This window comes from Nitratireductor sp. PBL-C9, from assembly GCF_050877045.1.
GTDB classification, from domain to species: Bacteria; Pseudomonadota; Alphaproteobacteria; order Rhizobiales; family Rhizobiaceae; genus Nitratireductor; species Nitratireductor aquimarinus.
In genome coordinates, this window is the sequence record NZ_JBPAXW010000002.1 from 756,390 (window position 1) to 767,107 (window position 10,718).

The following is a 10,718-nucleotide window of genomic DNA, read 5'->3' on the forward strand; positions in this document are numbered from 1 at the left end:
ATGTGGGGCCACCTCTGCCTTCTCCCAAGGCCATCCATCATTTGCCGCGCTGCGCTGGCGGGACTGTCCATCGCGGGCACGCTGGCGGCCGGAACAGCCGAGGCGACAGGTCATTCGCTTCGGGACGAAGAACCTGCACCTCTGATGATCCCAACGGCGGATGATAACTCTCGTAGCGAGGATGCCCCCTGCTTTGCCGTTGATGCAATTCGGATTGAGGGGCAACATGATCTCGTCGATCAGGCTGCTTTGGAGGCTGCTGCGCGTCCCTTTGCCAGTTCCTGCCAGGGTAACGAGAGTGTCGGAGCGCTTTTGAAGGCGTTAAGCGCGGTCTACGTCGACAGAGGATACGTTACGACGCAGGCCTTCCTCCCCGAGCAGGATATTGCAAAGAGCCAGAAATTGGTGGTGCGTGTCGTTGCTGGCCGCATCGACAAGATTATCTACAGGGAGGAGCGCAAACCGTATCGTGGGCCGTTCCCCCGAATGACGTCGCTGGGAGCTGAGCTTGTCGGCTCTCATTCACTAAACGAGTTCACCGAACGCATGGCCGCCTGGTGGGATGGCCTCGACGATGATCTGGACGCGCTGACTCTGCTGCCGGCATCGGTACGCATTGCTCTTGCTCGAACGACCAAGGCAGATGACGTCGTCCATGTCGATCAACTACAGGACACGCTGGACAGCCTTAACCGGGTGCCCTCCAGCAAGGCCAAGGCGGACCTGACACCGGGCGGACGCCCGGCGACTTCGCATGTTCAAATCACCAACCGTATTGAGGACGCGTTCCGACTTTACGCTGGTTACGATACGGAATCGATCGAAGGTGTCGACAAGCTGCGCTTCGGGGTGACCGTACAGAAGGACAATCTTGTTGGCATCAACGACAGTTGGGGCCTGACACTCAAGTCGGGCATCGACACAAATGAGCTTGCCGGAGACGTTTCCGTCCCCTTGGGCCGCGCAACACTGCGTGCGCGGGGAGACTGGTCGGAGAACACTGCTGATCTTGGCCCGCTCTCCGAGCTGTTCACCGCGACATGGAACGTTGGTCTGGGCGCGGATTACATCGTCCACGCCTCGCGCAAACAGCGCCTTGCCGCCGACATGACGTTTACGCATCGTGAGCAGAACCGCTACATCAACGGTATCGGGCTGACGGATCAACGGGTCTCGGCTCTCCAGGCTGGTCTCACCTACAGCCGCTTTTTCGAGCATGGGGCCCTGTCCGCACGCATCGCCTCAACCGTGGGCGTTCCGACCTTCCATGCCCGCATTGATCCCGACGACCTCGGTCGACAAACCCCGCACAGCCAGTTCGCCAAGCTGGAGGGCTCGTTTTCGGGTTCCTACGTCATGCCGGGAAAGGCTTCCTTTTCGTCTTCTTTGTCGGGGCAGTGGTCTGCCGATCCTCTTTATTCCGATGATCAATTGACGATTGGCTCGCGCGCATCGGTGCGGGGTTTCTCCAATGGCAGCCTCAAGGCGGATAGCGGGTTGATATGGCGCAATGAGGTGGCCTTTGCCCTGCCAATCTCGCTGACTGGGTCAAGCGGTGAAAATGCCGACAATGCGCAAACGGTTGACCCGGTGTCGGCGGTCCTGTCGCACATCAATCCATACACGTTTCTCGATGCTGGCTTTGGTCATGACATTGCCAACGACGCCAATGGATACCGGATCGGTGCCGGCATAGGCGTCCGCTATGGCGGGCCATCGCTTTCATTCGACGCAGGTTATGCGCTTCGCCTCCTCAGCGAGCCGGGAAGCCGGCAGGAAGGAGATGCGCCCGGGGAACTGTTCGTAACACTACGCATGAAAGTATTTTGATGATGAGAAACGCCTTCTGGAAAACGCTACGCGCGGCGCTATGCACTTTGTTCCTCGGCTCTGCATCGACGATCGTCGCACAGGCGAACGAACTGACCGACGGAAAGGAACTGCTCGCAAGTAAGGACTATTCCGCAGCAGCCAGGAAGTTCGCTGCAGGATTTGACAACGGAGACAGCGAGGCCGGCTTCCATCTGGCGCGCATGATCGAGCTTGGCGTGGGATTTGAGGTCGACCTCGAAAAAGCGCGCGCTCTTTACATCGTCTTGGCCGACCAAGGCTCCGCAGCGGCGATGAACAGGCTCGGCCTGATGTATCTTCGCGCCGAGAGCGTACGGCAGGATTATGCAGCGGGGGCGGAACTCGTTTGCAAGGCGGCTGATCAAGGCAATGCGGAAGGCGCTTTTAACTGCGCCGGCCTTGCACTTGAAGGGACAGGGCGCGAACGGGATCCCAAAGCCGCTTATGACTATTTTGCGAAAGCCGAGGCTGCCGGACATGTCGGAGCGCTCAATATGCTGGCAGCGCTGATCCGCTCGGGGACAGGAACCGCAGCCGACCCGAAGCGGGCGCTCAAGCTCTTCGAGCGTGGCGCATCGTTTGGTAACCCCGTTTCGCTGTTCAATCTCGGTGAGATGTTGGAGCGTGGCGAAGGCGCTGCGCCAGACCCGGTGCGCGCCCACCTTTATTACAATCTTGCCAGCGAGCGCGGACATCCCGCCGCGCGTGATGCGCTCATGCGAGTCACCGGGGCGATGAAGCCGGCGCAAATTGCTGATGCGCAGTCGCGGGCGAGGAACTGGAAGCCGGTGACCCGTCCAGGTGCGCAGTAGGGGCTAGGCAGGCCTTTCCAGATTAAATCCATGGGACAGACAATATGCAGAACGGCTCAGCGCTGCGGACGGCCGTAGTCCGCGCCACGCGAACGCGCTTGCTCACAAGATCAATATCTTCGGCGACAGCGGCGGGCGTTCTGTTCTCGACGCTCGCGACGTCGTTCACACCGGCCTTTGCGCAGACAATTACGGACCCGACAGCGCCAATCGAATTCCAGCCGCGCGTGACGTCCTCGGGAAACGGAACGCCGACAGTCGATATCGTGAAACCCGGTCAGGGCGGGATCAGCCACAACAAGTTCCGTGAATACAACATCGATACACGCGGATTGATCCTCAACAATTCAGGTGCGGGCGGGACATCCGTACTGGGCGGCGCGGTGGCAGCCAATCCCAATCTCACAGGAGGGCGATCCGCGCGGATCATTCTCAACGAAGTGACGGGCACGAACCGCTCGTTGCTGAACGGGATGACAGAGGTTTTCGGAACGAAAGCGGATGTCATTGTAGCCAATCCGAACGGAGTGGGCTGTATTGGCTGCGGTTTCATCAACACCGGTAATGTCACGCTTTCATCCGGGGTTCCAGATGTGGATGCGAATGCCGGAACGATCTCATGGCAGACCCGATCAGGTGATGTGACAATTGCGGGTGGTGGTGTCAGTGCTCCTGCCGACCAGCCGCTTGGCGATGTGAACCTCGTTGGCCGAACGGTGTTGATCGACGGCGTGGTGAAGGCGCGTGAGACGCTGCGCATTATCGCCGGTGCAACACGTTACGATGACGCCACGGGTCAGATCTCCGCTCTCTCTGGTGTCGGCCCCGTGTCAGGAGCCGACGCCATCGTATCCACATCGGCGGGTACGATTTCGGCTGGTTCCATCATGGCGCTGTCGAGTGATGTCGATATGGGCGTGGTGCTTTCGGGCAATCTGCAGGCTACAGGCTCTTCCAGCGTGGCGGGGGATGTGTCGGTTGCCTCGCAAGGCGCGTTGAAGATCGTCTCCGCACAGGCAACAGGTGGCATCGCTTTGACGGCAGCCCGCCGCCTTTCGATCAACCGTGACCTTGCAGCAAGTGGAAATATTGCGATTGCGGCCGAGGACGCCTCACTGCTTGCATCCTCCGGGGTGTCGACCGGTGAAGAACTCTCGATCATAACCGTTCGCGACCTTCAGTCGGCTGCTATGCTCAAGGCAGGTGGCGCACTGACGGCGAAGGCAGGAGGTGACGCGCGTTTCAGCGGTCTGGCCGCTTCCAGTGAGGCCGTGGGTCTTGAGGCATCCGGTCTCCTCTCTGTTGCCGACGCCACGCTTCAGTCGCCGCAAATCCGGCTTGCTGGACGAACCGCCGATCTCGTCAATTCCTGGCTGATTGCGCCGTTGAAGGCGGAGATTGTCGGCACGGATGTGGCGCTCGGATCGAACGTGCTGTTCGATACCACTACTCTCAACGCTGCCGCCTCCGACACACTTACAATTGGCACAACGGTCAGCGATCTCGATTACCGGCAGCTCGATCTGGCTTTCAAGAATCTTGTCGTCAGCGGAGGTGGGGCGATCGACCGGGCGGATATCGATGTCGTCACCAACGGCTCCGTCATCAACAACGGCATTCTGCGTGGGCGCGACAGTCTGGCCGTCAACGCGGATAATCTCACCAATACGGCGACGGGGGTCATTGCGGGAGGCTCCGGGATGAGGCTGGATCTCAATGGAGATCTTAGCAATCTCGGCAAGATCATATCCGCCGGAACGCTGCGGTTGATTGCGGCGGACCTTGTTGCAAACAGTGGTCTCATACAATCCGACGGTCAGTTCGAACTAAAGGCCGATGTGCTTGAAAACACCGGCGCCAACACGAAGATCGCGTCGGGCGGTGGACTCAATATCGAAGCGAGCGCACGCCTCGATAACGTGCTTGGCCGTATTCTGGCGCTTGGACCATCGATACTGCGGACATCCGGGACGCTGACCAACACCTCCGGCGTGATCGAGACAACGGGCGACCTGCACATCAGTGCGACGGATTTGGTCAACGGCGCGCTTGCCGGAACCGATTGCGGGAGGCTCCGGGATGAGGCTGGATCTCAATGGAGATCTTAGCAATCTCGGCAAGATCATATCCGCCGGAACGCTGCGGTTGATTGCGGCGGACCTTGTTGCAAACAGTGGTCTCATACAATCCGAAGGTCAGTTCGAACTAAAGGCCGATGTACTTGAAAACACCGGCGCCAACACGAAGATCGTGTCGGGCGGTGGACTCAATATCGAAGCAAGCGCACGCTTGGATAACGTGCTTGGCCGTATTCAGGCGCTTGGACCATTGATACTGCGCACATCCGGGACGCTGACCAACACCTCCGGCGCGATCGAGACAACGGGCGACCTGCACATCAGTGCGACGGATTTGGTCAACAGTGCGCTTGCCGGAACCGATGGCGGAACGCAGGATGTCAATGAACTCGGTGATTTGAACATTCTCTACGCCACCGAGCGAACAAGTGGGCCAGCCCGATACTGGGGCACCATGCGCGCCGCCCGCGATGAATATTCCGGGACCATCCAGCTGAACCTTCCCGGAATGGTGCGTGCTGGCGGGAACATGCGCATTGAGGGCCGCAGCCTTGAGAATCTGGATGGGCGTATCCTTGCGGCTGGCGATCTGTCCATCAAGATGGATCGTACGCTCAATGATGCGCTTACCTACAAGGTCGATCATTATCGGCATGAATGGGGCGGCGGCCGCCGCTTCATGGATAACGGCAGCGGCGCGTTTCACGCTCCCGTAGGGGGCCACCCTGACTGGCTGGTGAGTCCGTACAGCGCAGACGTGTTCAAGAGTGCGGGGCTCGACGCTCTCGCGAGGGGCGGCCAGCGCATGGTCGTCATATCCAGCGGCAAATCTCCTGTCACGGTTACCTATGCAGGCAAAGGGAAATACCAGGCGGGTGTCATTTCCAGCGGCCAGATCGAGATTATCGAAAATGCGGATATCGCGAGCCTCCTCGATCTCGAGGCGCTCGGCGTTGATCCGGACAATGTTCCAAGCGTGATCATGATCGGCAATCGCCGTGTCGATATCAACAGCGCACCCTACGGCAATCACAGGAAGACGCTTGTCGGAAAATCGACAGTCTCGGTGGGGTCGTTGATCAAGTCGGGCGGTGACCTTCTGCTGAAGATTGACACGACGACGAACCGCAGCACGCTGGCCGGCAATCTTGTCGCGATCGAAGGGGGCAGGCTGAATAACGGTGCTGGCGGCGACTTCGTGCTCGATGACGTGTACGTTCCGGTCCTCGATTTTGGCCCCATCGACGCTCTGCCTTCCTGGAGCCCAGATCCGAGCGATTTCGGTCGGCTTGAGGCCTATACAGGTTCGCTTGAGGCCGCCAGTCTGCTGCGCGACGCGAACATTGCAGGTTCGGGGATTCGCTTCTTTGCTGATCCCGTGGCGGAGGCGGCGGCTTTTGCGGATGCAATGCGACGGGCTTCCGGTCGTTCCATGACCCTCGACGGTCTTGGCGATGAGGAAGCGCGACAGCAGCTTTACAAAAATGCCCAGGCGTTCGCCGACGCGACGGGTTCGCGCTACGGCGTGGGGCTGACAGAAGCGCAACGCGCTACACTCACCGAACCGCTTGTCTGGCACGAGACCCGTATCGTCGATGGCGCCAGCGTCCTTGTTCCGGTTCTTTATCTTCCCCCTGCAGACGATTTGTTGCGCGGCGGACGTGGAGCCGGGCTTGTTGCCGGAAACGAGCTCGTCATCAAACTCGATGGGCGTCTGACCAACAAGGGGGCGATTGTCGCGAAGGATCTTGCCGCGGTCACCGTGCGCGACCTCCTCAATGAGCGGGTGGCTGACCACGGCACGCAGTTCCGCGCCGACGGGGCCTCGTCAGGCGCCTTCGGCCGGGGCGACACTGGCCTCATCTCGGCCGGCAGGCTGTTGATGACGACGGATGGTGATCTGATCAACCGGGGCGGAGCCATCTCGACGGCGGGTGCGATGGATCTGCGCATCGGGGGGAACCTTGTCAATGAGACCATGAAGGTCAAGCGCGCCGTCGACTTCATGGACGGCTGCATCGGCAAGGCCTGTGGCACGACGCGAACCGACTGGAATGTCGCACAGATCGCTTCCGGTGCGGATCTCACTGTCATCGTGGGCGGTGACCTGACCAATCGTGGCGGCTCGATCGGCGCCGTCAACGACATGCTTCTGGCTGCTGCCGGCGAGGTCACTTTCGAGACCCTGCAGGACACTTACCTTCTGAAGGACTACCGGCAGCGTGGCTTCCTGTCAGGCCTCAAGGTGGTCGAGCATGCCATCACCACGCAGGAAGCGGCTGCTGAAACACTCCTTGGCGATATGAAGATCCTCGCCGGTTATTCGCTGTGCGACGGCGGTGATCTCTGCCGCAGGGAGGGCGCGGCAGCGTCCGACGCGATCTTCAACGGTGCGATGGTCTCGGCCTATGGCGCTCTCGCTGTCAAGGCGAGTGGCGACATCGACATGGGCACGGTCTCGGCCGAAGTGGTCAACAGCTACAGGGCGTGGGGCTTCCAGGGCCTCGGCTGGGGCAGCGTCAAGCGGGGCTGGAACGAAATCGACACGCGCGGCACGCGTCTTTCGGGCGATGACATCACGCTGTCAGCCGGCGGGGCCATCGACGGCGTCGGCGTGAAGATCGCTGCGGCCTCCGACCTGATGCTGCTGGCGGACGAGGACATCCGCCTGTCTGCAGCGCAGGATGCGCGCTGGTTCACGGAGAAGGGCTTCTATATAGGCCTGTCGTTTCCCGGCTCCGGTGCGGTTGACGCGGCGTTGAACCGTGGCTCGACTGACGATGTCTTGACCGGTCTTGCAGATCTCAACCCGTTGACCCAGTCACTGGCCAGGCTTGCCCATGCCGACAGTGGTCTGGCGGCCGGACTGGCGGCGGTCAACACCGTGACGGGTGGCGCGTCGGTGTTCGGCGGGGCGATCAGGGATGGTTACACGAAGTTTGGCATCAATGGTGGCTCAGCGGGGCTTACAGATGGCTTGACCAGGGGCGTTGACCCCCTCGGCAAGTTCCGCGGGACCGATGGCGGCATCACGCCCGGCTCTGTGCTCTCGACGGTCGGGCTCACCATTTCTTCTTGGAAGAAGGAGCAGGGCTGGTCGGAAAGCATGGCTTCGGAACTCGTGGCTGGTGGCGATGTGGTCATGCGGGCCGGCCTCGACGCTGTTCTCGACCAGGGGACGAAGCTGATCGCGGGCGGGGATGTCACGGTCGAAGCCGAGCGCGATATCCTGATGGCGGCGCTGGTCGATTATGCGAGGGACAAGTCCTCCTCCTTTGGCATGTCGCTGTCACCGGGTTCGCTCGGCGTAAATGTCGGCAAGTCGAAAGGTTATGACGAAGTTCTGACCAATGCGGGGGTCGCAGCGGGCGGCGATGTCCGGCTGACCTCGGGGCGGGACACAACCATTGCCGGGGGCAATGTTTCCGGCAAGACTGTGTCCCTTGATGTCAATCGCAACCTGGCGGTTCTCTCGCCCCAGGCTCAAGGGTGGCGCGACGGCTTTTCCTTTGGTCTGAGCGTCGGGCTCAATCCCTCCGCATTTTCGATTTCCGGCTCGAAGGAGGACGGCGCGAAAAGCTGGTCGTCCGGGTCCTCCGTCATTGCACGCGACAGCCTGGATGTGGTCGTCAGGGAGGATACCCTTCTCCAGGGTACGCTGCTTCAGGCGACGGACGGCGACATTCTGCTTGAGACCGGGACGCTCACAGTCTCCGACAATCATGACATGGACCGTTACGGCAATGTCGGCGGCACCGTCGGGTTTAAGGGCGGCGCGGTCGATACGGTCGGCTTCTCCTACGAGAAGAAGGACAGGCAGGGCGAGACGCGCACGACGCTTGATGCTGCGGGCATGCTCGGCGTCACCATTCGCGATGCCGACAGGGCCGTGGCCGAACAGCTGATCGCATCCGTGAACCGGGATGCGGCCAGCTGGCAGGAGGTCACAAGGGATGCGCACACAAAACTCTCCGGCGATCTCAATGTCCGAGACCTTGCCGCCTTCAGCAAGAACGCCAAGGCGATCGCGGACTATGTGCGGGCGGTGAATGCCATTGTCCCGGACACGATTGCCGCGCAGGGCCCGGAGAGTGTCGATTACTTCCGCCGACTTCTGGCCAGTGGCTTTACCACCGATCAGGCGGGAGAGGCGCTGCGATCTCCGGAAGTGCAGTCTCTGGTGTCGATGCAGCAGAACTGGAACGGCGCCGTCGATTTCTACGGCTCGCCGGCCAGTGTGCCTCTGGCAGTGCGGGTTGCAGTTGCGCAGGGCGTCAACATCGACTTCTCACAGGGGGAGCCGGCAATCCGGATTGATTGCGGCCCCTACGGTTCGGGTTGCTACTTTCAGGTGATGTGGAATGGCTCGGTTGATACGGCAGGTGGCGAGCAAGCCGCAATAGATCTCGTCGCCAAGGCGGAGGAAGACATCCGCAGGCTGCAGCCGGAATATGCAGCGGCGCTTGAACTAATAATCTTCGGGGAGCCAACGTTCGAGAACGGTACACGTTACAAGGCCATCGTGGCGGAGTTGGAGCAGGCCTATTTTTCATACCTCCTGTGTGCTGACGATGTCGGGGCGACTGAGTTGTCCATCTTGGTCGAACAACAGATCAAAGATTACGATCTTGGTGAGGCGAACCGGCTTGTCGATCGTGCGCGCGAGAGGGTGGCCAGGGTCGATATCAGGTATGGCGGCGTCGAGACGGCTGATGGGATCTTCAATTTTGGCTCCCCCGCCGGTTCAGTCGCGAAAGGTGTTGGAAAATTTGTTGTCGTCAAAGGCGTAAAGGGGCTTCGCACCGTCGCTGGATGGGGCGTTTGGAAGGAGGTCGCTGACTATCTCAAAGCCAAGGGGGGGGCGCTTTGGAGTAGCGTTGGTAACCTGGTCGGAAGGACGGGTAAAAATACAGCAACGGTAGGCGGCAAGACCTGCGTCTATAGCTGTGTTGTCGATGGAACTACCCGCTATGTCGGAATCACGGATGATGTGGCCTGGCGGGGTGCGGAGCACTTGCGCACCAAGGGCATTGAAATTGAGCAAATCGCGGGCCTTGATAATTTGTCACGCGCGGAGGCGAGGGCGGTTGAGCAGACTCTGATCAATTATTATGGACTGGGCAAAGACGGTGGCACATTGCTCAACAAGCTCAATTCCATTTCCGCAACCAAAAATCCTACGGCTTATGAACAATCGCTAATTCGAGGAAAAGAATTGCTCGATAGCGTTGATTATCGGTGGAGTAATTGATGATGTTGAAGCGTAAAACCGTGCAAATTGGAGACGTATTCCAGGTTTTGACCTCCGAAGGGGTTTGTTACGGTTTAGTCACACACACACATCCCAAGTGGAAATTTGTTGTCGCGATCTTCCGGGAGTTTTTCACTGAGCCGCCAATAGACTTCTCGACCGTCGTTTCAAAAGAGCCCCAATTCATTTCAACCTTCCTGGTTCAGGATGCTGTGAAACAAGGTTTGGTAAATTTGGTTGCAAACGTGCCGATTCCATCTCACCTGAGTGCATTTCCCACCTTTAGATCGACGAATAATCTCAAAGGTGATGACACAATGTGGTTTTTCTGGTCAGGGGATAAACAGTGGAAGGTGCAGCGCCCCCTGACCGAAGAGGAGAAAAAGTATCCTAAGGGCCCTTTACTTCCAAGTGCCCCCCTTTTGGTTGAGAGAATTGAGAAAGACTACCGAGTCGAGCGCGACTACATCTAGTGGGGGTCGCCGACAGGCTTGACGTATTTTTGAAATCGTTGCGTTTGATGTTTGCCTTTTCTGCGAAGAAACTCCCTCCGTCCGCCCGCGCTGCGGCGATGACCATCCCAGCAGCGCGGGTGCGAGTGACGTTGCCCCCAAGTTTTATCCAGTTTGACGGAGACTCTGGCGGTGGGTTTGGCCGATATGGCCGGGGCTATTGACGGGGTCTGACGCGGAGCTCGCGAGCGAGCGGAGCGGCAGATCCCGTTTC

Annotated in this window: 5 protein-coding genes; all 5 read left to right on the plus strand. The window is 59.6% G+C overall.

Translation table 11 applies throughout. The features are described 5' to 3' along the window. Genes ACRTG1_RS07410 through ACRTG1_RS07430 form a run of 5 tightly spaced genes read left to right on the plus strand, consistent with a single transcriptional unit; the run spans window position 1 to window position 10,465 of the window. Window positions 1-1,830 (plus strand): ShlB/FhaC/HecB family hemolysin secretion/activation protein, encoded by a 1,830-nt coding sequence (locus ACRTG1_RS07410; protein WP_432515999.1) that lies wholly within the window; start codon window positions 1-3, stop codon window positions 1,828-1,830. Then, window positions 1,830-2,663: a tetratricopeptide repeat protein gene (locus ACRTG1_RS07415; protein ID WP_432516000.1), complete on the plus strand. Its 834-nt coding sequence runs from the start codon at window positions 1,830-1,832 to the stop codon at window positions 2,661-2,663. Before ACRTG1_RS07410 ends, ACRTG1_RS07415 begins: the two co-directional genes overlap by 1 nt. Before the next feature lie 44 nt (window positions 2,664-2,707). Then, window positions 2,708-4,771, plus strand: a complete 2,064-nt coding sequence (locus ACRTG1_RS07420; protein WP_432516001.1) for a filamentous hemagglutinin N-terminal domain-containing protein — start codon at window positions 2,708-2,710, stop codon at window positions 4,769-4,771. Continuing rightward, the gene (locus ACRTG1_RS07425; RefSeq protein ID WP_432516002.1) at window positions 4,743-9,992 is read left to right on the plus strand and encodes a hemagglutinin repeat-containing protein; all 5,250 of its coding nucleotides are present in this window, start codon (window positions 4,743-4,745) and stop codon (window positions 9,990-9,992) included. The genes ACRTG1_RS07420 and ACRTG1_RS07425 overlap by 29 nt, the downstream gene beginning before the upstream one ends. After that, window positions 9,992-10,465: a hypothetical protein gene (locus tag ACRTG1_RS07430; protein ID WP_432516003.1), complete on the plus strand. Its 474-nt coding sequence runs from the start codon at window positions 9,992-9,994 to the stop codon at window positions 10,463-10,465. The genes ACRTG1_RS07425 and ACRTG1_RS07430 overlap by 1 nt, the downstream gene beginning before the upstream one ends. Window positions 10,466-10,718: the final 253 nt, after the last annotated feature.

What these genes read in the sequence shown, in the direction of transcription:
- ACRTG1_RS07410 (WP_432515999.1), top strand. Translation starts at nt 1, where the DNA reads ATGTGGGGCCACCTCTGCCTTCTCCCAAGGCCATCCATCATTTGCCGC.
- ACRTG1_RS07415 (WP_432516000.1), top strand. Translation starts at nt 1,830, where the DNA reads ATGATGAGAAACGCCTTCTGGAAAACGCTACGCGCGGCGCTATGCACT.
- ACRTG1_RS07420 (WP_432516001.1), top strand. Translation starts at nt 2,708, where the DNA reads ATGCAGAACGGCTCAGCGCTGCGGACGGCCGTAGTCCGCGCCACGCGA.
- ACRTG1_RS07425 (WP_432516002.1), top strand. Translation starts at nt 4,743, where the DNA reads ATGAGGCTGGATCTCAATGGAGATCTTAGCAATCTCGGCAAGATCATA.
- ACRTG1_RS07430 (WP_432516003.1), top strand. Translation starts at nt 9,992, where the DNA reads ATGATGTTGAAGCGTAAAACCGTGCAAATTGGAGACGTATTCCAGGTT.